The sequence below is a fragment of the Lacrimispora brassicae genome, assembly GCF_054772055.1.
The window spans coordinates 271,521-295,609 of the sequence record NZ_BRYH01000048.1 but is presented as its reverse complement, the minus strand read 5'-3'; the positions used below and the strand labels follow the sequence as shown (position 1 = coordinate 295,609).

The window sequence follows — 24,089 nt, the reverse complement described above, 5'->3', positions numbered from 1 at the left end:
TGGCTTTGAATGGAAGCCAGGCGATGCAGCAAAGAGTAAAAGACTGCCTTCCTTATAAATAGAAGATTTGGGACAAAATGGAACGGATTATATAATTTGCTCGTGTTCTTTAGAAACATTAGAGGCCAATAGAAGGAATAAAAACTTATTATTTATCTGCAGTCAAAATAAAAGAAGAAGTTTAACTGCAGAAAAGATATTTCAAACGATATTACTATTGTTATGACAGTAAAAGTGCTATATTGGAGGAGGATATCCTAACAGTTTTTTGAAATATCATAATAACACAAATCAATTCAGATTATGATGTGATAGGAGGAAAACTGGGATACAACTTTTTAGATTTATCCAAAGAAGTATTGGAAGTTGGATAATAAATGTGCCTGAGGGGTCTTAAGAGAGGGAGGTATGGTATAGATGAAGTTTCCCAAAATACATGATAATAAACTGAAGGGTATGACGGGAGAATCTTATGTATCTAAAGTATGGAGGAAGCCGTGAATCGAAGATTCCAGTTATTTGAACAGTGGTATAAAAATCAGATACCTGTATGGGAACAAAATACCATATTTATTGATAAAGTGTATCAAAGCGATTATGCCCATCAATACCATATTGAATTACATTCTGAAAATGGTTTGGGGCGAATCTCTTTATATGAGAGCAATGATATATACTGGGTGGACTTTGAAGCAGGTAGTGTGAATGCAGATGAAATGTTTTTTCGAGCGAATATCAGCTACCATGAAATAGAAGATATTGTGAAGGAAAATGAAGAATTTATTCAATATATGACTTTGTAATAGGAATCCACAGAGAAGATGATGTAGTAATCATGCGGTCTGGCAAGCGAATTGCCACGTCAAGAATAAAAGGAATTGAAATCTTTGGATATATACCATATGCAATGAAGGGCGATAATGTAGGATTATTATTGGCTGGTATTACGATAGAGGAAATATTTATTGGCGATATTGTTATGAGGGAAGAGAAATGAAGTTTTTATCCGAAATGGCTAAAGATTACGAAGCTGTTTGAGTAATTAAAAAGGAAAATTGGAAGGCAGTAAAAAATGGCAGTTAGAACACTAAAAGGAAGAAAAATCATATGTGATGGGGTTAATTATGTTTGGTATGTGAAAGAGGATGATGATTTTCCATGTTATGTTCTTCATGTGATTTCAGAGGATAAAAAGCTCATCCTGTCCCATCCCCTTGATAGAAAGGTTTCTTATGTGATTAGTAAAGGGGAATTCTTTCAGAACTATGATTCTGATGGATGCTGGGCACGTTACCTTTACCCAGTGCCTTCCGCAGGAACTGTAACACCAAAGCTTGTTTCAGAGATAATAAAGTGGGCAATTTATGAGAAAAATGCAGTCAGAATTCAATGGGATGGCAAGGATATATGTTTGTAGGAATATTAAAACTGATTGAGCAGGTATCATTATGTTAAGCAAAGACTTATTTCTTAAAATGAAACAGTTACATGAGGAAACAGGGGTTGGCAGATGCAATCCAGACAAGTTTTGAAGGAGATGGTGGATGCTATAATCTGGCACATGTACTTAATCGGGAAAAGTTAATGATTCATCCCTTTGCAATTATATCAGCGGATACGGCAACCGATTTCAACAACCAATGTTTTGACGGAAAAGTGCCTTCTGAGATTGGTAATTATGGTATCCTTATAAAATAGTCAAATTAGAAATGGATGAGGAATCGTACATATGAAAGAATATGTCAAATTATATTGGCGTCATACATCTGAAAAAGAGGCAGGCGAACCAGTGATAATCATCTATGAAGTGGATTTGAAAGAAGATAGATATGCAATAAGATTAATTGATATTTATTCAGATGGTCATACTGAGAATATTGAGGATAAAGCATGGGGTTTTGTAACAGAACATCCAGTTTGTACTGTGGAAGAAATTAATTCAGGTGAATATGGTGAAGAATTTCAGGCCTGTTCAACAACAGAATTTGAATTTAGTAAAATTTGGCATACACGAATTTATTTTGGTTCTTTGTATTTTAATAAAGGCTAAAATTGCAGCTTATCAGTTAGGAAAATCGGAATGTAGTTGAAGGAGGAAATACTATGAATGCCAGTGTAGAAAACGTGTTTATGAACTATCCTGTTGAGTACAGAGAACCCCTGTTGCAAATAAGGGAGTTGATTTACAGTGTGGCAAGCCAAATCCCCGAAGTCGGTGAGCTTGAGGAAAGTCTTAAATGGGGCCAGCCAACCTATTCAACCGTAAAAACAAAAGCGGGCTCCCCGATACGTTTAGATAGATTTGGCGAGGATAAAATCGGGATATTTTTTCATTGCCAAACCAGCTTGGTGGATAGTTTTAGAATATTGTTCCATAGTAATTTAGAGTTTTCCAAAAATCGGGCTATCGTAATAGACCCAAACAAAGAAATACAAACGAATGAACTTGCTTTGTGTATCGAAATGGCATTGACTTATCATTTGAAAAAACACTGAACAAATAAGTATCAATTTAGCGGGAGGGGCTAATGAAGAAACGGATCATGCGATAGCATTGATATTATTAATAGGCGGCATTCCAGCGAAGTTTAGTATCGCAGACGGCGGCTCTTATGGATATAAAGCACTATTACCACCAATACTGTTTTTTAAATTCGTGTACTTGACTATATCAAAGTTACAGAAGTTGGAGTGCTACAGGTGGTATTTTAGATGAAACTGAAGTAGAGTGTAGAAGCGATGAGGTTTAGTTGCAATTTTATTGATTTTTCCGTTGAACTGCAATAATAATTGTATCAATAGAAAAAAACGGAATATTAACATTCGTATTTTTTGAAAATAGCTTGTCAATATTCCGAATATTGTCTATAATAAGGTTATTGGAACAGTACAAGGAGGTGCTATTATTTGGAATATATTAGCGTACAACAAGCCGCTGAAAATTGGGGAATATCTGATCGTCGAGTTAGAGTACTTTGCGATCAAGGAAAAATTCCTGGAATTGTAAAAAAAGGCCGTTCGTATCAGATTCCTGTGAATGCTGTAAAGCCTGTTGATGGGCGCCAAAATAGGCATAAGCAAATACCGAGTCAGTTTGCTTCAATATTTGCTCAGGTTGATTCCTTGAAAAGTGAATTAAATCAGCGCCGTCCCTTCACACAAGGTGAAGTTAAACGATTGCGGGAAGAATTCTTAGTTGAATACACATATAATTCAAATGCAATTGAAGGGAATACTCTCACTCTTCAAGAAACTGCTATGGTTTTAGAAGGTATTACAATTGATAAGAAACCATTAAAAGATCATCTGGAAGCAGTTGGACACAGAGATGCATTTATATATATACAAGATTTGGTAAAAGATAAGATACCTTTTTCGGAGTATATTATCAAACAAATTCATACATTGGTATTAATGGATAGACCAGAGGATAGAGGCGTTTACCGTAGGATTCCGGTACTTATTATGGGGGCTTTTCATGTGCCGCAAGAACCCGTAATGGTTCCAGAATTGATGGAAAATCTTATTAAGGAATTAAGTAATAAAAAACTGCATCCAATTGAGAATGCAGCACTTTTTCACCTGAAGTTTGAGGGGATTCATCCTTTTGTGGATGGTAATGGGCGTACTGGTCGGTTGCTTCTGAACTTATTTTTGATGCAGAACAGTTACCCGCCAATTAATGTGAAATTTACTGATCGCAAAAGGTATTATGAAGCCTTTGACAGTTATTATCGTGACGGTTCATCATATGCAATGACAGAAATGATTGCAAATTATCTGGAAGAACAATTGAGTAATGTCTTAAGCTATTTGGATTACTAGCTTGAGACGCACCGATAGGTATGAGGCAAAGCGAAGATGGCAAATATCTCTTGTTCTATAAATACAAATCAGACAATAAGATACTACATTTGATTAACTTAGAAAAACATATCATTGATAATACCCTCGGCAGTACCTTTGGTTATGATTTCTTAAGTAATAATGAGGTATTCATTCATTATCAAATGGATTGAAGGTCTATAATATTATAAACAGGAAAAATACTATTCCGTTACCTAATGCGACTAAACTTGTAAAGGGTTGTAGTAATAGCCCTTATATTCATCAAATATCAGAGGCGTTAAGTTTGGCAGAGCGAGATATTCAAAGGCTGTTATATCCTGTTTTTTCCTAACTCCAGGAATTGACTAATAAACCCAAATCTAAAATTTGGGTTTATTTCCAATTTTCCATCGTATAGATACTTGTCAGGATGCAGGATGAGGTTGATCAATGTATTTTCCCCGTACCGCTTGTACCTATAAAAGCACAATGCTGATGATCCTTTAATGTAAATGATATTTTATTATATCGTTCCTTCTCTGGAAAAGAGTAGAATAAGTTTTCAACTGATATCATAGAACAACCTTTCTCTGTAAAGTAAAATTTGCTTTTTTGTTTACTGTCTGATAGAATAACATTTCTGGAGATTAATAGAAATCGTTTCCTGGATAAATTAATTATGGAAAATTTAACATTTACAGGAATAAAATTGGATAGAGAAACCTATAGAGGAGAATAAGAACTATGTTTACAAGGCTTAAAGCCCCCTTTGATTATAAAGATGGAGAAGAATTTCACGAGAAATTAGTTGATTGGATAGGTGATGTTTTATATGATATCCTTCCCGAATACGGATATAAAATCCGGGATGAACAAATTTTTACAGCATTTCAAATTGCAGATGCTTTTTGTAATGAAAAAGTTCACTTGGCAGAAGCAGGACTTGGTACAGGTAAGACTTTTGCCTATTTACTATCTGCAATTCCTTATGCCCGTTTTAGTAAAAAGCCTGTTGTGATCGCATGTGCTTCTACAGCACTTCAGGAACAGCTTGCTGGAGAAAAAGGAGATATTAAAACCCTTTCAAAAGTACTTGGAATGCATATCGATGCTCGTATGGCAAAAGATCCCCGTCAGTATGTCTGTAGTGTAAAAGCCAATGAAACTATTGGTCAATTAGGTGAAAAGTCCGACGAAGTTTTGGAATGGATAAATCAAACAAAATTAGGTGAACGATCTGAAATGCCAACCTTACCGGATTCTGTGTGGAAAAGGATTGGCTGGGATGAGTCTATGCCTTGTGAGACATGTCTGGAGCATGGATTCTGCAAGCTTACGAAGGCACGGGAATCTTACAAGACGACTTGCGATTTGATTATTGTAGATCATGAGACTTTTTTTCATGACTTGTGGACAAGAAAAGAACGCTTAGAAGATGGTAAATTGCCAATACTTCCAGGTTATTCAGCAGTTATTTTTGATGAAGGACATAAGATCATGCTTCCGGCGATGATGCAGGCAGGTTATCAGATAAGTCAGGAAGAAGTTCAAAATATGATTGACTCATTAAAAGAAATACAAGGGAGCAGGTATTCCCAGGAGTTAGCGATAGCCTCACTGGAAGAATCTTGCAACGAATTTTTTCATAATTTAAGCCAATCTCTGATATCAGCCCAAAGTGAAAAACGTTTATCTATAAACATAAATGATCTCTTGTTAAAGTCAGCGAAGACCTTTGACAAGTCACTGAATAACCTTCTTCTTGAGCTGCAAATTGAACAAGAGTTGTATATGGAATCTTTATCAACAACTATGATACAAGCCTGTGAAGGAAAGATAGAAAAAACTATTGGTGGACTTCATGCATTGTGTAAAAATAGAGGAATCAATATAATATCCTGGGTTGATAAAAAGGATGGTAGTTTATGGGTGATACCTGGGAATTTAAGTGAATTGCTAAATCTACATCTATTTCAAAAGGGATTTCCAGTGGTATTTACTTCTGCTACCCTAAGTAGTCAGGGGGACTTTGATTATTTAATACGAATGCTGGGATTAGAAAAACCATCTAAATCCAGTGTAGGAAGCCCTTTTGATATAGAAAACCGGGTTACTGTCTATTTGCCTCAGGCGGAAATGAAAATCAGTGGTAAGATTTCACATCGTATTGAAAAATTAGTGTCTTTGTTGAAGAAAAATAGAGGGCGGGCCCTTGTTGTTGTTAATACGTTGAAAGAAGTTGAAAATATCAGAAAAGGGTTAAAAGGGTATCAATTACCTTTTGAGATTTTATGGGAAGATAAAGGCGAAAGAGGTTATCTTTTGAGGAAGTTTAAAGGGGAAGAGACTTCAGTACTTATTGGTGCAAATTTCTGGGAGGGAATTGATGTACCAGGTGACGCATTAAACCTGCTGGTTGTTTGGCAGTTACCTTTTCCGGCATTGGATCCTCTCATTGAAGCCCAGAGAAAAAATGCAGTGGTACAGGGATTAGATCCACTCACCACAGTAGACTACCCTGAAATGGGGCTCAAACTAAAACAGGGATGCGGAAGGTTAATCCGCGCAGAAGACGATAGAGGTACCATTGCGATTCTGGATTCTGTACTCGGTACCCAGTGGGAAGAGGTTGTTATGGGCGCTCTGCCTTTAGGAGCTAAAATTAATGAATTTAAAATGTAATGTAAGTAAGGATAAAGGAATCTTTAATGCCAAAGGTGCGGATATTTATTTTGAAACCGAAGGAAAAGGCGAAAGCTTGCTTTTTATACATGCAGGTATTGCAGATCGACGTATGTGGGATAGGGAATTCATTACTATGTCTAAATATTTCAAGACCATCAGAATAGACCTCCCGGGGTATGGATTAAGTGATTTTACAGGAGGAGAGTATTCTTACAATGATATTTTAAATGGAGTATTGGAATATTTAAACGTTGAAAAAACCTATATTATTGCTGCATCCTTTGGAGGAAAAATTGCACTTGACTTTGTATTATCAAATCAGGACAAGTGTCAGGGAATGGTTTTGATGGCACCAGCAGTCAGTGGCTGGGATGATTCTCAATATCTACTCGATTATTATGAAGAAGAAGATAAATTGTTACAAGTGGAAGAGTTTGAAAAAATTGCAGTATTGAACTACAATACTTGGATTTTACGAAACAGACATACGGATGATGTAAAACAAGATATTAGAGATTTAGTAATGGATATGCAAATGAAATCATTGATGAAGGGGGAACCGGATACCGAAAGTATAGAAATTGAAGAAGATGATATTATCTTAAAACTAAGAAATATTAAAATACCGGTTCTTGTAGTGATTGGTGACAATGATGTGGAAGATTTTCAGAATATTGCAGATCTTATCCGTAAAGAAATAAATTCATCTAAAAAGATCGTAATCAAAAATGCATCACATCTGGCAAATTTGGAATACCCTGAAGTATTTGAATCTATTCTATTTAACTTCTTTTCTTGATTTTAAGGTAATGTTATATTTTATTAGTTTGAGAAAGGGAACCCGATGAAACCTGAAAATTTTAGAGAATTATACTGAGGTATGGGAGGGTGATGGATGTATATTGTTGCTTATCGTTTGTTAAATTTACTGAATGACTGTGAGTTTGGTTCAACAGATGCCCATATCGCGAAAAGTTTGCTGGATATGATATACGAGGTTGAGTTTATGCCGATTGACCAGGTCGCAGCAAAATGCCACATTTCCAAGTCCACACTTTCTAAATTCATAAAGCGCCTTGGTTTTGAAGATTACAATGAGTTTAGGGATAATGTTAGGAATGAGAAAAAAAGAAGCATATATACTGGAAATGAACAAAAGCTGTCGATGAACCAGTTTATTGAAGCACAAGGAATTTAAAGAAACTTACTGGTTTAGATGTGTCCGGGTGCGTAGGGCTGGATTATGAGATAATAAAAGAGTTAAAGAAGCTAAAGGAATTAAATATTTCGGACATATCCTGTAGTAATCTGGACTTTCTGGCGGACTTTAATCAATTGAATAGCCTGACCCTATCGGAGTGCAGCCAGGTTAAGTCGGGTTTTTTCCAGCGCCTGAAAGGAGCTTCGCAGAATCCCTATAAAGTATTAGGGCAGCTTTCCAAGCTTAAGTACCTGATTTGTCCATATGTAGTCTTTGAACAGACAAAGGACATGTTTTCAAGGGGAATGAGTTATACGATTAGGGGAGGAATGAGTGAAGAACAGAAGAAATGTTATCATGATTATGTAATGGAAAACAGGTAAGACGTGTTGATTTTAAGGAGTATAGAAGGGAAACAGTAATGGAAATAAGAAAGACAAGGCCGACAGATAATTTTAATGCTATAGCTTCTATTTATGCGTTGAGTTGGAAGTCAGCATATAAAGGTATTGTTCAGCAGCAATATTTGGATAAATTATCTGAGACCCGATGGTCTGAAAAATTACCTAATAGTCCATGGGATTCTTTTGTTCTTATTGAAGATGGCGTATACATAGGAACTTCTTCTATAGGCCCTGCAAGAGATGAAGCAATGGATGGGTGGGGAGAAATTATTTCGATTTATCTTTTGCCGGAATACTTGGGAAAATGTTATGGAAAGCCATTGTTAGATATGGTGATTTCGGAACTTGTTATTATGGGATATCACCGGATTTATTTATGGGTTTTAGAAGATAATTTAAGAGCAAGGGCCTTTTATGAGAAAAACGGTTTTGCTCCCACTTCAGACAAAATGACTATTGAAATAGGCGGTGAAGATTTAATAGAAATGCGTTATATCTATTGCATATAAGCGGCATTTACCACCTAAGGTATTCAAATAAGTATTATCTGGATTTTGTAAATTTGAAATTAAACGTTTTGACAAAAGCCAGGGAATTTGTTGAATTGGTATAGCGGGAAGAAAAAATAGGGATACTTGACTGTCAATGGAGGTAAGGTCTGAAATGACTAACTGGAAACGTAATGCAACATTATATATCATTGGGCAGTTCGTGTCAATGTTCGGCTCGATGCTCGTGCAACACGCCATAACTTGGCAAATCACACTTGAAACCAAATCGGGTGTGATTATGACGCTGTTCACCTGCGCAGCGCTGTTGCCAATGACGCTGATTTCGCCGTTTGCGGGCGTATGGGCAGACAGGCACAATCGCAAATACCTTATCGTAATATCCGATGCGTGCATCGCGCTGATAACCCTCGGCTTGGCGGCCGTGTACATCTCTGGCAACAAAAATATCTGGCTTATGTTCATAGTTGTAGTTGCCCGGGCATTTGGACAAGGTATACAGCAGCCCGCTGTATCCGCTATGATACCTCAAATCGTGCCGACGGAGAGTTTACAACGATTCAATGGCATACAAAGCTCAATCCAGTCGCTGAATATGTTTGTCGCACCCATGGCAGCGGGTGCATTGCTGTCGTTCTTACCGATTGAGTACATTTTCTTCATTGATGTGGTGACTGCGGCGATAGGCATAAGCATAGTTTTGATATTTGTTACGGTGTCCGGTGTTCCGCGCACAGTGGAAGTAAAGCATGGTGTAAAGGCATACTTTCACGAACTGCGCGAGGGGCTGCGGTATATAAACTCCAAGGCGTGGCTGAAACTTATTATCATTTACAGTGCGTTTTTCAACTTTTTCGCATCGCCCTCCGCTTTGCTTACTCCACTTCAGGCAGCCCGTACATTCGGCGATGATGTTTGGAGACTGACTGTGATTGAAATTGCATTTTCGGCTGGCGCGGTTATAGGAGGAATATTGATTTCTGTGTGGGGCGGTTTCAAAAATAAGGCGCACACTATTGTTATGGCTTGCGCTCTATTTGGTTTGACAGGTTTTCTGCTCGGTGTAGTGCCGGATTTTTGGGTATATTTAGGCGTAATGCTCACTTGCGGCGTTACAATACCGTTGTTCAGCACGCCGAGTATGACGCTGCTCCAGAGTAAAATCGAGCCGGAGAAAATGGGGCGGGTATTCAGCGTGATGATGATGTTCAGTGGGTTGGCAATGCCGCTGGGAATGGTTGTGTTCGGACCCTTGGGTGATGTAGTGCGAATTGAGTGGCTGTTGATTGTATGCGGCATGGTGATATTCATCGGCGGCCTTGCGTTGCTCCGGGCACGTTCGCTGATTGAAATAGGTAAACAATAGTATAAACATTTCAAATGGCTATATCACAGCGGTGGATTTTCTCCGGTTAATCGTTAAAAATGTACCACTTATTCCCAAAAGTTACACGGGAGAAGGGAACTCTGCTGCAGATCCGTCAATATCCGTACAGTAACCATTTGCCTGCTAAGCCGGAAAGAGGGTAAATCAAGGACTTTCAGAATTTTTGGTGAATGGATAGAATGTGTTTTTTCTTAAGCTAAAATATGTTACCGTGGACGAAACGGGGGAAAGTGGAGGTGTACCTTTTAGTGATTAATTAGAATTAGAGAAATAATGACTGAAACGGAATACTAGGGGAGAGAAAATGAAAGATTTCAAAAAGCTAATGAATACAAGTGAATATAATTTCCTTAGAGAACATGAAAGGTTAGGGAATAGAATTATCCTTCTTGGTTTGGGTGGAAGTTATGCTTATGGTACAAATAACGCGGATAGTGATATTGATTTTCGAGGCATTACCTTAAATATGCCCTCTGACCTTATTGGCTTAACTGAATTTGAGCAGTATGAGGATGGAAAAACGGATACAGTGATTTATTCATTTAATAAAATAGTAAAGTTGCTGCTTGAGTGTAATCCAAACACTTGTGAAATCCTTGGACTGGACGAAGAGCAGTATCTGATAAAGACGAAATTGGGTCAGGAACTTCTTAATAATAAGGGGATTTTTCTCTCCAAAAGAGCAGCAAAATCCTTTGGAGGATATGCCGGTGCGCAGTTGAGGCGCCTTCAAAATGCGATAGCCAGGGATTCCATGCCGCAGACGGAAAAGGAGAGACATATTTTAAATTCGGTCAAAAATGCATTGGAGGATTTTCAGAGACGTTATGCCAGTTTCGATAGAGGAAGTATACATCTTTATATAGAAAAGGCTGAAAACCCGGAATTGGATACGGAAATTTTTGTGGATGCAGCTTACAAACATTTACCGCTCCGTGATTATGAAAATATGTGGTCTGTCATGCATAATGTTGTGAGAGATTATGATAAGATAGGAAAACGTAATAAGAAAAAGGATGATAATCATTTGAACAAGCACGCCATGCATTTAATCCGATTGTTTATGATGGCGATAGATATTTTGGAAAAAGGTGAAATTAATACGAATCGGAATAATGACTTGGATTTGCTTATGAAGATAAGAAATGGTGGGTTTCAACGAGAAGATGGGACATTCGACAGAGAATTTTATGATATACTTGCAGATTATGAGGGACGGCTTAAAAAGGCGGTTCAAGTAAGTGTTTTACCAGATAATCCAGATATGGAAAAAGTAGAAGCGTTTGTCGAGTATATTAACAAAAGAGTAATAGAGGGGGATTATTAATGTGTGATATTACAAAAGAAATTGAGCAAAAATTATTAGAAATTGAAAAAAATGAAAATGTGATTGTTCTGCATGCAGTGGAATCAGGGAGCCGTGCGTGGGGATTTGCTTCACCGGATAGTGATTATGATGTTCGGTTTATTTATGTCAGGAGAAAAGAAGATTATCTTAAACTCAATGAACCAAGGGATGTTATAGAATGGCAGCTTGATGAAGTGCTGGATATTAATGGCTGGGATTTAAAGAAAGCATTAAAACAGTTTTACAGGGGAAATGCGACTTTATTTGAATGGAGCAAATCCCCGATTGTATATAAGACGACAGAATTATGGAAACAGATATATGATGAGGCAAAAACCCACTTTTCTGTGAAAGTGGCAGCATATCATTATTATGGAACTGCAAATAGTACGTATAGCCAGTATTTACAGGAAGAGTCGGTAAAATATAAAAAGTATTTTTATGCCTTAAGGCCGTTGCTTGCAGGAAAATACATACAGGAATACCAATGTCCGCCGCCAGTATTATTTGAGGATCTTATGAAAATGGATATGCCGGCAGAACTGCGTAATGGAATTGACGAGTTGCTGGAAATCAAAAAAAGGAGCGACGAAAGAGAAAAAGGTGTACAGATTCCTATTATCCGGGATTTTATTATCAACGAAATAGGAAAGCAAAAAACCTATGTAGAAGGTATTCCAGATGACAGAAAGCGTGAATGGAAAAGTCTAAATGATATTTTTCTAAAGATTTTGGGATAAGGGAATTCCTCCTTTCTGCTTTGGCGATGGAGGGTGAACTCCGGCTTTCCCATGGATCCAAGCCACTTCCGCAATTGGAATAGGACGTGCCTAAGAGTGACATTTCAGTACATCAAATGGCTTATTCATACAGATTTTTCCAGTTTTTTGTTGTTATATATATAATGTATACTGGACGCTGGCATGCATTTGTAAAACCAAATTGATGAAAAGGAGAGTTTGCTTATGAAACGCAAGGGGATACAATTGATGCAAAAATACAATTAAAAATTGAAGTTTTGTCTAAAATAGGGGGAAGAGAATGAGGAAGACAAAAATGATATTGATGAGGCTCAAAAGCTGGCTATGATTTTAGCAGCGGAATATGTGGATATCCAGCAGCGCATGAACGGTTTAATCCATCTAGATTAAACGATTAGGAGGTGAATCAATGGATACTGTCAGAGGAATTATAAAATTCATAGCAATTAGTGGATTGGGAATAGTCATACTTGTATACTTGGTGTTAACAAAGTTTTGGATGAATTTTTCAGAACCTTTGTATTTGAATGATGTAACAGAACTGAAAACGGGAACCATTGTACAGTTTATAACGGATATAGAAGATACAGGTTTTACACTTAATGATTCCGATGGAACACCATCTTATTATTTTTATCAGGGCCTCCTTGATGGGGATAAGGTTATCATATTTATACATAAAAACCACATGTACCAAATTACAAGAGCAAGCACCAACCAATATAACGTGATAGGAAAGGTTCTTAAACCAGATCAGGAAGCAGTTAAATATTTTGGCTTAGACGCATCTTATGTAGAACTGGTACGTGAGGACTACAAAGCAAATACTTTGGGACTTCTATTTTTTTCATTATTTTTAATCGGCGCAGGACTTATCATTCCATTTTTTTTAATACAAGAGAAAAAGCGAAATATAAAAAAATAAGCAGGAATCTTCTTCCACCCGATTTTTATCATGTGTATGAGCGTATGCAGAATTTCGAAGCAACCTCGATCTGTATGAATTAATGGATGTTTCTTTTCACTAAAAGTGCTAACCGCATCACAAATAATATTACGCTAAGGTGATATGCTACTTTCATTGGGAGCATATCGCCTTTTTCTGTCCATACTGCAAAAGGGCTGGAAAGCGGTAGAGCAGGCATTTCTTAGAGCAGCCAAAGAAGCATTCTATAAATGTACAGGTGCGTTGCGACGGTGAAACCGGTGAATATATGATAAATGCTTCGGATATTTGTTACATAGAAAATGTAGATATTATGCTCTTTGATTATTTCGCAGGAAGGGAGCCGGTACGGAACGTAGTTCCGTACCACCTGTATTCCCTAATAGATCCACTGATTCACGGTTAGGATCCACCTGTAAGTTAGAGCCTGTGTTTTGCACAGTATTCACGCATGTTCATAGAGCCGGTTTCAATCCATACTGCGTTGTGCACGATTCGATCCATAATCGCATCCGCATGGACCCCACCGCCGAGCCGTGTATGCCAATCCTCCTGCCGGTATTGGGTGCAGAAGACCGTTGGAGCAGCGTCATGCCTCCGTTCTATCAATTCGAACAGGAAGTGCTGTTCCTCTTCTGAGATATCTCCCAGGAGCCATTCATCAAGAATTAACAGACCATAGCTGCTGTATCTCTTTAACAGCCGCATATTGGTTTTCCTTGTAAGCGTTGCTTCGTCATGTTCCTCAAGCAGATCAGGGAGCCTGATATACCTTGTCCGTACCCGTTGTTTACATGCCTGCTTTCCCAGGGCACAGGCCAGGAAAGTTTTTCCTGAACCAGTAAAGCCCTGAAATATGACGTTCGTCTTGCTATGAATGAATTGTGTTGTGGCTAATTCCTGTATTGCATTTCTGTTTAGTCCCCGTCCGTCATAATAAATATCATTCATCTCAGCTTTGGGGAGCCTGAACTTTGACAGTTGAATCAGGCGCTGTATCCTTGCATTGTATTTCTCTTGGTAAAGATAATCGACTACCCGTTGAAAACGCTCATCAAAAGGCAGAGCAATACAGTTCGTTTCCCTCTGCTGTATCTCCAGGGCGGCGATGACCTCTGCCAAATTTAAATCTCGCAGCTTGCGCTTTGTCTCATCATTTATCATTTCGGCCACCTCCGTAGTATTCTGCTCCACGGACATATCCGGTGCCGGAAGAACTCTTGGCAGGCTTTGTTTTGCGTTCAAGGTAAATCTTATCTTGATTCGCTGCAAGAATCGATTTAAGATGATGGTATCGGGGCGTTCTGACCTTTATGAGAGCCACTTCGCATGCAGTCTCCAAACGGGCTTCTGTGTAGGTCTTACCCAGCCTCAAGACGGACAGGGATGGGTTATATCCCTGTTCTTTTATCTTTACACCGGCAAAGATACGGTCAATCACTTCTCCGGTATGGTGGCCTATAGAATAAGCCCATCTGGTAATCCGCTCCTGATCCCATTCGGTCCTGCGTAACCGATCAGGCATATCCTCCTCATGAGTAGAGTACTTGTTGGATGCATAGTCGGAAAACTTATTGTGGGTCGAGACTCTTTCCCCTTTGACGTAAATTTCAACATTCGTATCGGTCACCTTTAAGTCCGCTTTTTTACCGACATACTGATAAGGGCAGGAATACCGATTTTTCTTATAAATCACATGGCTGTCAAGGTTTACACTGCGTCTATAGATCCATTGGGCGATTTCATAAGGAATTGCCGGAAGGTCCTGAAGGAAAGTCTTTTCTTCCTGAAATGCCTCGTAACGGCTCCCATCACGCTTCTGAAACGGCTTCCGGTTGAATTCGTCCAGTTTCTTACGAACAGCAGTTTTTAACTCTTCAAAAGAGTAGAAGGATTCGTTCCTCAGACTGGCAATAACGGCAGTGGCTATCTTGCCAACAGATCCTTCCACAGATGCCTTGTGCTTTGGTTTCCTTACCCCTGCCGGCATAATGGCTGTCATGTAGTGAAGCCCCAGCGCTTCATAGTTGTCATTCAGAATGATGTCCCCCTCTTTCGGGTGGGAGATAACTCCCGTCTTGAGGTTGTCGCATACCGTTCGGCGGGTAACCCCTTCAAAGAACTCATACATGTGAACGTGACAGGAAAGCCACGTATCCTGCTTCATATCAAGGCAGCATTCTACATAGGAATACTGGCTGTATGGAAGGGTTGCCACGAACAGATGCACCGTAACGATTTCTCCGGTGGAAACATCAACATAAGACATAGTGGGGCCAGACCAGTCTACCTCAGTGATGATGCCAGGCTTATGCTCCAGGTGGCTTGTAAGCCGATTAGCCATTGTATAGGAATCATACCCGGAACAGTACTTTGTGTACCCCATTGGAATGGAATCCACCGAGCTGCACTGTGTCTGGTACTCTTGCCAGAGCAGCTTTAATGTAACGCCCGTTCTTCTAAGTTCCTTGTGGACATATCCGTAATCAGGTTCGTAAAATACGCTTTCTGTGAGGTGCTTTTCAGGATAAAACATGCGGTATACTTCTTCATCCGAAAGCCCCCGGACGTCCTGAAAAGTGATGCCTCTGGCGTCAGCGATGTGAAATACATTGCTGACAGAGTTCTTTGACATGTGTCTGGTTGCTGCGATTCCATTTCTGGTCATGTTTGCAGCCCGAAGCTCCAAAATGAGCTTCACATTGATTTTGTTGGCCATAATATACGGCCTCCTCTCTGTAAAATTTGAAGCATATGCTTCTGGCACTATTTTACAGAAGAAAGACCAAAGGGTGGATCTATTGCGTGAAATGTAAGTAAAAAAATCAGGTGGATCTATTGCGTGAACCGACGGATCTCAACTGCGTATCGGTGGATTCCTGTCTGTGAAATAATCACTCTTCATTTAGATTTGAAAAGCATAGCCTCTTTTTTGTTGTAGAATGCACAATAAATATTGACATGAGATAAAACTAAATGTATAATATGTATATATAAAAAACTGAGTTCATATATATGAATTATGGAATTGTAAAGATCTTTTTATAAGATCTAATTTATTAAAATATATTATGAATGAAATTTATATATATGAACAAACGTGGAAACTCAGTTGTCAAGACAAAAATCCGAGATTTTTATAATGAACTGATATGGTGGATAAGTTAGTTAGATATTTGGAGGGGGCACGCCCCAGATATATGCACCAAGCTGCATATGGCAAGAATGATCTGTGTGAAGATTCTTCGGGTTTTTTGAGCCAGTCAGCCTGCTTAACTGACCAACCTTTTTGGCATATTCCGCTTTTTCCTTCCATTCTTTGGCAGACTTATCTTTGAGAGATATCTTTTTCACCCTTAGGCAACTTGATCATAAGGTCTGATTTAAATTTGACACTAAAATTTCTTCTTTCTCTGGACATAGCAATGAATCCTTCTTTCATACTGGTTTTAACATATCAGATTCATTAAAAACTGTTCGTAAAAGTATCTGAATTTATGAGGCCATAATAGTGAGGAGTTATCTTATTTTTGCAAAGAAAAAACACCGCAATGATGCGGGTTTTGGCGTTTCGCAAACGCCTGATAATATTCATAGAAAAAGGAGGAAATATTCTTGATTAAAAAACAGACAGGAATTTCAGAATTCACAGGGCATTTTCGTAATCATTTAAAAAAAGCCAAAAGAGTAGTCAGTGTATCCTTAGTATTGACCATGGTTACTTCACTTTTATCAGTGGTCACAATGGCGGCCCCACCAGATTTAGAAGCAAAAGAAAAACTCAGACAAACAGTTGTTTCATCCGATGAAGAACCAGACGACGATTTTGCACCAGCAACACCGGCAACTGCTTCAAATTCAACTAAAGCGAATTCAACTAAAACGAAAACAATATCGGCACCAACCGGTCTTACAGCCGTGAATGTATCAGGTGAAGCAAGTCTTGCCTGGTCTGTCTGTGACGATGCGGTTGAATATACAATATATCGCAGCTCAGACCGCACAACTGGTTACACGGAAATCGGGACATCAACTGACAACAGCTATCAGGATGATACTGCAAAAAGCGGGTCTCTTTATTATTACAGCGTCAGCATGGAGGATTATGACGGCAATATATCTTCCCGCTCAACTCCGGTTAAGTTACTGATACGTTCCAGCGGACAACTGCATTACGATTTTGTCACGGCCTGGGCTTCCGGTGATGATGGAAACGATGTTTTAAACGCCATAGACGGTATTTCTTCCACCCGGTGGTCAGCAAACGGAGATCCCCAATGGGCAATTTTTGAGCTAAATGAATCCAAGGAGATTGGATATGTTGGTATCGCCTTTTACACTACGACTGAAAGGGCATCAACATTTGATATGGATGTCTCTGATAATGGTACTGATTGGCTCCGGGTTATTACCAATGGAGTAAGCGAAAACTCCACAAGCCCACTCATCCAGCCTTTTCCATTTGATACTTTAACAAGTGTTGATGCAAAATATATCCGCTACACAGGCCATGGAAACACAGTTAATACATGGAACAGCGTGATTGATGTACAAGCGTATCCTCCGGCAGATGGAAGTTATCCGGTTGATGAGTTGAAGGAACCGGAAGAAAATTATAACCCGGTTGATTTTACAAACCCCGGGATGTATCATTCTGACGGGACTGAGTACCTCCCTCATACGCCAAACGCTGTAACCGGCATGACCATAAATGTCGCCGATTATGGTGCCATCGCTGACGATGGCTTAGACGATAAAACTGCAATTCAGAATGCAATCAACGCAGCAGAACCGGGTGATGAGGTTTATTTCCCCGATGGTGTCTATAATCTAAAAGCCGATGCCAACACAAGCACAATGTTAGCGTTGAAATCAGGTGTAAATTTACGTGGTGAAAGCAAAGATGGTACTGTACTTTTGGCTTATTTTGCGGTTACTGCTAACCGGACAAGCGTAATCAGAATTCTTGGCAAAAATAATATCGTCATTTCTGATATGACGGTCAAGGGTGATGTTCCTGATCCGGATTTTGTAATTGATACAAATCTTAACACAGCCAAAACCAATGAACCAACCTATTTAATACATATTGAGGACGTGGGGCAAGGGGTTCCGTCCTATAATATAGACATCGTCGATGTTGTCCTTGAAAAGGCCAAAGAAATGGCCGTTAGGGTCAGTAAAAGCCACGATATAACCATTAGCGGAATTACGGTTAGAAACATGACTGATGTTGGCGGTGGAGGTGCCGGTTACGGAGTTTCCATCCAAGGTAAGGGTCATAAGATGGACAGGCTTGGATATGACAATGACACTTATTATAATATTGTTGAAAATTCCACATTTGAAGGTCCTTATATCAGACATGGTACACTGATTCAATACTATGCCCATAACAATTTAGTACAGAATAATACTTATATTAATAGCGCTCTGGACTCAATTGACCTTCACGGAGAAGATGAATATCTCAATGAAATTCGTTATAACACAATCAGCGGGGTTATGAAAAACGGCGCAATCGAAGTTGGTAATACTGGTGCAACCCACCGGAATGCCGGTCCTTTTAACTACATTCATGACAACGAGATCATTAATTGCTTTACAGGTATCCGCGTACTTTTAGAATCGCCTGACACTATTATTGAAAATAATACCATAACCAATAACACTCAAATCTCAGATGCCATGGGAATCCGAATTCAAAATGGTCCCAGAACCATTGTCAGAGGTAATACGACCACCGGCAATACGGCGCCTGGATTTTGGGGGATAAAACTTGAGTATGACAACGGCGATGCAGTAAACGGCGGAGAAGGTATGCCTGAGGATGTATTAATTGAAGATAATGTTGTTACCGGTAATACAAATGGAGTCTGGATCAAAGACGGCTATTTTATTACACTCAGCAACAATCTCATTGAACATAATCTGGAGACTGATCTGCTTGATAATTCCGCCATGCTTTCTGATGTAACTGGTTTTCATATAACCGCAGGTGACAAGGAACTGACTCTGAACTGGATCAATCCGACCAAAGATTTCTTTCAGGGCGTCAACATTTATAATGGCAATCTCTTGGTTGCCAGCCTCTCTAAGGAAGCTGCAAGTTACACAATCAGCAATCTTTCAAACGGCATCGTCTACACCTACACGATCAAAACAATCGATCCAAACGGTAATGAATCAATGGGTGTTTCTGCCGTTGGAGAGCCCAAAGGAACCGGCGCCGCGGTGGAATTTCTGCCCACCGACGATACTTATTTTGAATCAACGAGTACAGCCGGTTCACGGGATGCGGTTGATTTTGGAACCGGAACCACCACAAATCATAAGCAGCTAAAAGCTAAAAACACCTCATCAACCAAGCGGATCACATTAATGAAATTCGATGTCACCGCTTATCAGGGCGTCCGTGGAACGGCAATTCTGAAGCTGGCCACCAGCTTTGGCTCGATCAGCGGTTCCAGCCCCGATCATACGCGGGTTACGGTCTATGGCGTACCCATCACCCACTGGAACGAAAACAACACCCTTTCATGGAACAAAGCTGCGGATCAGGGCTTCTTTTCTGAAACCGGAACTTCCGGTAATACACTGAGGATTCCGGAAGATGCCGTCAACCTGGGAACGCTTGATGTCTCAAATAATACGAAATATTATAATTTAGACGTTACCGGCTACCTTGCCGATCAATCCATTGTAACGCTTATGTTTGTTGGTGAATATGGCAATAATGCAAACTTTAATATGTTGTCAAAAGAAAATACCAATGAGAATGACCGCAGTAAACTTGTTATTATGGAAGACCAGATGATCAGCCCCGGTGAGATGGTTGCCAATGACAAGGAAAAGCTGATATTTGCCTCCATTAAAAGGGACAATACGGCTGAAAACAGTATTAAAAGCGACCTGTTCCTTCCGTCAATCGGTGACATGAATTCCGGCATAACCTGGGAAAGCAGTAATACCGCTTTGATTACTAATCAGGGCGTGGTAACCAGACCAGCCGCCGAAGCAGGAAGCCAGAATGTGACCTTAACGGCAACGATCACAAACTCCGGGTTTTTTGATACCAAGATGTTTGAACTTACTGTTCTGGCAGAAGATGCGGTCCCCGGACAGAGTAAATCCGATTGGCCGACGATCCTCCGCATTAATGAAGGTACAACCACCATCAATCCCGTTGGTAAACCCGGAGCAGCCGTTGAAGCAACCTTCCCGGACGGCTCCAAAGTGTCAGCCCTCATAAAAGTTGGAACAATAACCAGTCTCAACGTACCGGCGGGAGTCACGCTGGCAGAGGGTGATATGGTAACGTTTGTTCAAACAGAGACAGGTAAGGCCCCCAGTGATGCGGTAACTGTTACCGTTAAAGCGCCACCGGTTTCACAGGGCGGCCCAAGAACCATTGAACGGGGAGCAGCTATTTCGCGTTTATACAAGGACGGTGACCCGGAGGCAACTGCTGAGCCTGGCGATGTGTGTTATTATATCGATACATTCCATACGGAGATGACCCCCTATCTGCTTCCATACCTCAGATATGACAATGAATCCTTAGTGAAACCTACGGTTGTTTCAAGTGGAGCCAATTCCTATGTTGATGTGAATTTACATGCTGCGGACAGAGATGACAAGCTGCTTAAATTCGGCGAAATAAAAGATGATGTTACCACAAATAAAAAGCAAAGTGCTTATTTCGCAATTGATGCCACTTTATACAGCGATGTCTTTTTCAGTATCCGCATCAAACAAAAGGCCACCGGCAATCTGGATACTTCGGCAAAAGTATCAGCGCTGCTGGAGTATTCTGTGGATGGCGGATTAACCTATACACCGATCAGAGTCATGAACAACCGGGGCGGTAACTTAAATTCGCCGCTGGAAGGGCAGGCCGGTTATATCCCTTACTATACTCCGGAAGGAGATAACCACAAAGATTACACCGCGCCGGAAAATATATTAAACCAAAAACCGCAATCCCAGTGGGCGGAAGGAGAGGATGTATATACCGTCCAATTAGTTGGGGCAGATAACAATAACGATGTCAGAGTTCGGATCAGTAACTTAATTTATGAAGGTGTAGCCGGTGCGGAAGCGGCTCATGAAGCTGACAAAAATGCAATTAAAACGAATTATATCGCATTTGACAACCTGATGGTTAAAGGAACCTATAATCCGCCGGGATATGTAAGTCCAACCGGTGTAGAAGTAACCCCTAAAACGGTCAGTCTGTTACAAAATCAGACAACCCAGTTATCTGCCGCCGTTGTGCCTGTCAATTCCATTGATCAGTCCATTGTCTGGAGTTCCGATAATCCGGACATTGCAGCCGTAAATGAAACAGGTGCTGTGACCGCAGTAAGCACCGGTGCGGCGGTGATAACGGCGGCTAACACCTATCAAGGCACCACATTTACCGATACCTGTACCGTTATCGTAGAGGCGGAATCTGAGTCGGCAAGAATCATTGATAGTTTTGCTTTTATTAATCCCCGGACTGTGGGCAGCATTGATCAGGCTAAGAAAGAGATTCTTTTAAGAGTTGAGCCGGGAACCGACTTAACTGAAATTGTGGCTCAGTTTAGAGTGCCCTTCCCGGCCACGACCACCGTTAAAGTCAATGGAATTACACAAATCAGCGGAGTTACTGCAAACGATTTTACAAACCCGGTTGTCTATTCGGTACAAAATATTTCCAACGATACGACCGAATATACTGTAAACGTGTTAGAAAAGCAATTACCGCCGCAGACGCAGAATGCATATTATGTGTCTACGAAAGAAGAAATCGACACCATCCTTCCAATCCTGAAACCCGGTGATACGGTCGTGATGAAAAATGGGGTCTGGACTGACGTGGATATTACATTCGCCGCAAATGGAGCGGCAAATAACCCCATAACCCTTAAAGCGGAGACTCAGGGACAGGTAGAACTGAGTGGTGCTTCCAGAATTACGCTCTCCGGTTCCCACCTGGTCTTGGATGGTGTCAGTTTTTGGGGACGCAGTCCGCGTAAATTAGACGGTGCTGTGGTCTTTGCTATGTTTTCCTATGAATGCCGCATGACCAATGTGCGGATCGACGATTACAACCCGACTGAGTCCGGGCACTTTAAACACCATTGGGTCTGGAATTACGGAACCTATAACCGAATTGACCACAACTCTTTTACCCGCAAAGAGTACGAAGGCGAGATGCTGCGTTTGTACAAGGGAATTGAGCATCACGCGCTGATTGACTATAATTACTTTGGTGAAAGAATTAACAATCCCAATTTTACGAACAATTTAGAAGCGATACAGGTAGGAATGTATATGGGCTCCGGTTCTGCCTGGGAAACTGTACCTTCTTATTCGGTCATTGAGAACAACTACTTCTATCAATGGGATGGTGAAATTGAAATCATTTCGGTGAAGGCGCACAACGTAACCATACGTTACAATACAATCGAAGAATGCGTTGGCACCGTATGTCTGCGGATTGCCGACAACTGTGAAGTTTACGGCAATTATTTCTTCCAGAATAACGCTGCCGACAGCGGCGGCATCCGCGCCTATGGCAGTGGCCACCGGATCTATAATAACTACATCGAAGCTCCGTCGCTTAACGGACAGCAGCGTTCAGGAATCGTTTTACAATCAGGTGCAGGTGCTGAGATCGCGGATAACAAAACAGATGTCAGAGTTGCAGCTAACATTATTGTAGCCAATAATACCATCATATCGGACAAAGGAATCGGTATGACATTTGGTGCCGAACCATCCGCAACCAAACCTTATGCGCCTTGGAATATCACGGTTGTTAATAATGTGATCCTTAACAGTGATGACAAAAAGACAATTATGAATATTAAAACGCCCACCGGCTCATTGGTGAAGAATAACTTTATCAATCCCAAAAATCCCGGGGCACCGATCAGTGGCTCAAATTCTGCAGAACAGCCAATTCCTGACGAATTTGAATTTATTAACAGTCCGGCTTATTATGAAGTGATAAACGGCATAACCATACCGACATCTCAGAGTCCGGTGATCGGGAATGGCAATGTGGAAGGTGTCGATCTTACTTTCTTAAGGGAAGATATTGAAGGTAAAATAAGAGATTCTGCTATTGATGCCGGAGCCTATCAGCTAAACGGAACCGGTCCGGTAACAAACAAACCGTTAACCACTGATGATGTTGGCCTGGTCGACGAGGAGGTAACGACTCTGGTGATCACCAATGTTAATGCTGATCTTAAAAATAAGCTAGTGGTATTTACGATGAACTCCCTGCCAGAAGGGATCAATAACGAGAATATCTATGAAATGATTGATTTAACTGTAAGAATCAATGATAGTGAAGAATCCGAATTGGCCTACATAGAACCCCATATTGACTTTGATGCAAAGGAAATTACTCTTACTTACACCGGCCTTGAAGATTTAGAAATCGGGGATATCGTTACGTTTACAGTAAAATATGGCAGTGGCAGCTCACAAAGGTCTGTCACCGTTAAATTTGGGATAGAAGACCCTAACCCAGAACCGGAACCAACCCCAGAACCGGAACCAACCCCTGAGCCGGGCCAAAAAGGCAGCAGAAGCAGATATGGCAGCAATGTCGAAAACAAAACATTTGCTTATCCGGCAAGCAACGGTGATCTGTCTGTATGGTATAAGGATGAGAACGGCTGGTATATGATAAATCCCGACAGCAGCTATCCAAAGAATGAATGGAAGCAGGTAAGAGGAATCTGGTATTTCTTCAATACCCAGGGATATATGGTGACCGGCTGGAACCAGTTGGATTATAATCAATGGTTTTATATGAATCAGGACGGTGCTATGACAACCGGATGGGTTCTTTATCATAACTGCTGGTATTATATGAAACCAAATGGAGCTATGAATAGCAGTCCTCTTGTGGATAATGATATAACTTACTACTTTGACAGTAATGGTGCCTGTACTAATCCATACTAAGCCAGTGGAGCAGGAGGGAAAATTAAATGACTTTCCCCTCCTGCTCCAC

General features: G+C 40.3%; 18 protein-coding genes. 16 read left to right on the top strand and 2 right to left on the bottom strand.

Features of this window, described 5'->3' with window-relative positions:
• Positions 1–497: 497 nt before the first annotated feature.
• The 15 genes from ACYVD3_RS22305 (at position 498) to ACYVD3_RS22235 (ending at position 13,048) form a co-directional block, all read left to right on the top strand.
• Positions 498–803: a hypothetical protein gene (locus ACYVD3_RS22305; RefSeq protein WP_460644701.1), complete on the top strand. Its 306-nt coding sequence runs from the start codon at positions 498–500 to the stop codon at positions 801–803.
• A gap of 269 nt (positions 804–1,072) precedes the next feature.
• Positions 1,073–1,417: a hypothetical protein gene (locus tag ACYVD3_RS22300; RefSeq protein ID WP_460644700.1), complete on the top strand. Its 345-nt coding sequence runs from the start codon at positions 1,073–1,075 to the stop codon at positions 1,415–1,417.
• 86 nt (positions 1,418–1,503) lie between these two features.
• Positions 1,504–1,698: a hypothetical protein gene (locus ACYVD3_RS22295; protein ID WP_460644699.1), complete on the top strand. Its 195-nt coding sequence runs from the start codon at positions 1,504–1,506 to the stop codon at positions 1,696–1,698.
• A gap of 31 nt (positions 1,699–1,729) precedes the next feature.
• The gene (locus ACYVD3_RS22290) at positions 1,730–2,050 is read left to right on the top strand and encodes a DUF6881 domain-containing protein (protein ID WP_460644698.1); all 321 of its coding nucleotides are present in this window, start codon (positions 1,730–1,732) and stop codon (positions 2,048–2,050) included.
• Between the two features lie 53 nt (positions 2,051–2,103).
• Entirely contained in the window at positions 2,104–2,496 is a 393-nt protein-coding gene (locus ACYVD3_RS22285) for a DUF1801 domain-containing protein (protein ID WP_460644697.1), read from the top strand.
• A gap of 411 nt (positions 2,497–2,907) precedes the next feature.
• Positions 2,908–3,825 (top strand): Fic family protein, encoded by a 918-nt coding sequence (locus tag ACYVD3_RS22280; RefSeq protein ID WP_460644696.1) that lies wholly within the window; start codon positions 2,908–2,910, stop codon positions 3,823–3,825.
• A 747-nt stretch (positions 3,826–4,572) separates the two neighbouring features.
• A complete protein-coding gene (locus ACYVD3_RS22275; RefSeq protein WP_460644695.1) occupies positions 4,573–6,510 on the top strand; it encodes an ATP-dependent DNA helicase in 1,938 nt (645 codons plus the stop codon).
• A complete protein-coding gene (locus ACYVD3_RS22270; protein ID WP_460644694.1) occupies positions 6,494–7,312 on the top strand; it encodes an alpha/beta fold hydrolase in 819 nt (272 codons plus the stop codon). The genes ACYVD3_RS22275 and ACYVD3_RS22270 overlap by 17 nt, the downstream gene beginning before the upstream one ends.
• A gap of 96 nt (positions 7,313–7,408) precedes the next feature.
• The gene (locus ACYVD3_RS22265) at positions 7,409–7,711 is read left to right on the top strand and encodes a hypothetical protein (protein ID WP_460644693.1); all 303 of its coding nucleotides are present in this window, start codon (positions 7,409–7,411) and stop codon (positions 7,709–7,711) included.
• Positions 7,712–7,731: 20 nt separating this feature from the next.
• Positions 7,732–8,097, top strand: a complete 366-nt coding sequence (locus ACYVD3_RS22260; RefSeq protein WP_460644692.1) for a hypothetical protein — start codon at positions 7,732–7,734, stop codon at positions 8,095–8,097.
• A gap of 38 nt (positions 8,098–8,135) precedes the next feature.
• Positions 8,136–8,627 carry a GNAT family N-acetyltransferase gene (locus tag ACYVD3_RS22255; protein ID WP_460644691.1) on the top strand — a complete coding sequence of 164 codons (492 nt, stop codon included), beginning with the start codon at positions 8,136–8,138 and terminating at the stop codon, positions 8,625–8,627.
• Positions 8,628–8,781: 154 nt separating this feature from the next.
• Positions 8,782–9,993: an MFS transporter gene (locus ACYVD3_RS22250; protein ID WP_460644690.1), complete on the top strand. Its 1,212-nt coding sequence runs from the start codon at positions 8,782–8,784 to the stop codon at positions 9,991–9,993.
• A gap of 325 nt (positions 9,994–10,318) precedes the next feature.
• Entirely contained in the window at positions 10,319–11,341 is a 1,023-nt protein-coding gene (locus ACYVD3_RS22245) for a nucleotidyltransferase domain-containing protein (protein WP_460644689.1), read from the top strand.
• Positions 11,341–12,102: a nucleotidyltransferase domain-containing protein gene (locus ACYVD3_RS22240; protein WP_460644688.1), complete on the top strand. Its 762-nt coding sequence runs from the start codon at positions 11,341–11,343 to the stop codon at positions 12,100–12,102. The genes ACYVD3_RS22245 and ACYVD3_RS22240 overlap by 1 nt, the downstream gene beginning before the upstream one ends.
• Positions 12,103–12,532: 430 nt before the next feature.
• The gene (locus ACYVD3_RS22235) at positions 12,533–13,048 is read left to right on the top strand and encodes a hypothetical protein (protein WP_460644687.1); all 516 of its coding nucleotides are present in this window, start codon (positions 12,533–12,535) and stop codon (positions 13,046–13,048) included.
• Between the two features lie 441 nt (positions 13,049–13,489).
• On the opposite strand, the gene ACYVD3_RS22230 is transcribed toward ACYVD3_RS22235, so the two are convergent.
• Both ACYVD3_RS22230 and istA read right to left on the bottom strand, forming a co-directional pair.
• Complete coding sequence (locus ACYVD3_RS22230; RefSeq protein WP_460644686.1) at positions 13,490–14,233, bottom strand: ATP-binding protein; 744 nt, start codon at positions 14,231–14,233, stop codon at positions 13,490–13,492.
• The gene (gene istA, locus ACYVD3_RS22225) at positions 14,223–15,788 is read right to left on the bottom strand and encodes an IS21 family transposase (RefSeq protein WP_460644685.1); all 1,566 of its coding nucleotides are present in this window, start codon (positions 15,786–15,788) and stop codon (positions 14,223–14,225) included. Before istA ends, ACYVD3_RS22230 begins: the two co-directional genes overlap by 11 nt.
• Before the next feature lie 896 nt (positions 15,789–16,684).
• Here istA and ACYVD3_RS22220 point away from each other — a divergent pair.
• Positions 16,685–24,040: a chondroitinase-B domain-containing protein gene (locus tag ACYVD3_RS22220; protein WP_460644684.1), complete on the top strand. Its 7,356-nt coding sequence runs from the start codon at positions 16,685–16,687 to the stop codon at positions 24,038–24,040.
• The last annotated feature ends 49 nt before the right edge of the window (positions 24,041–24,089 follow it).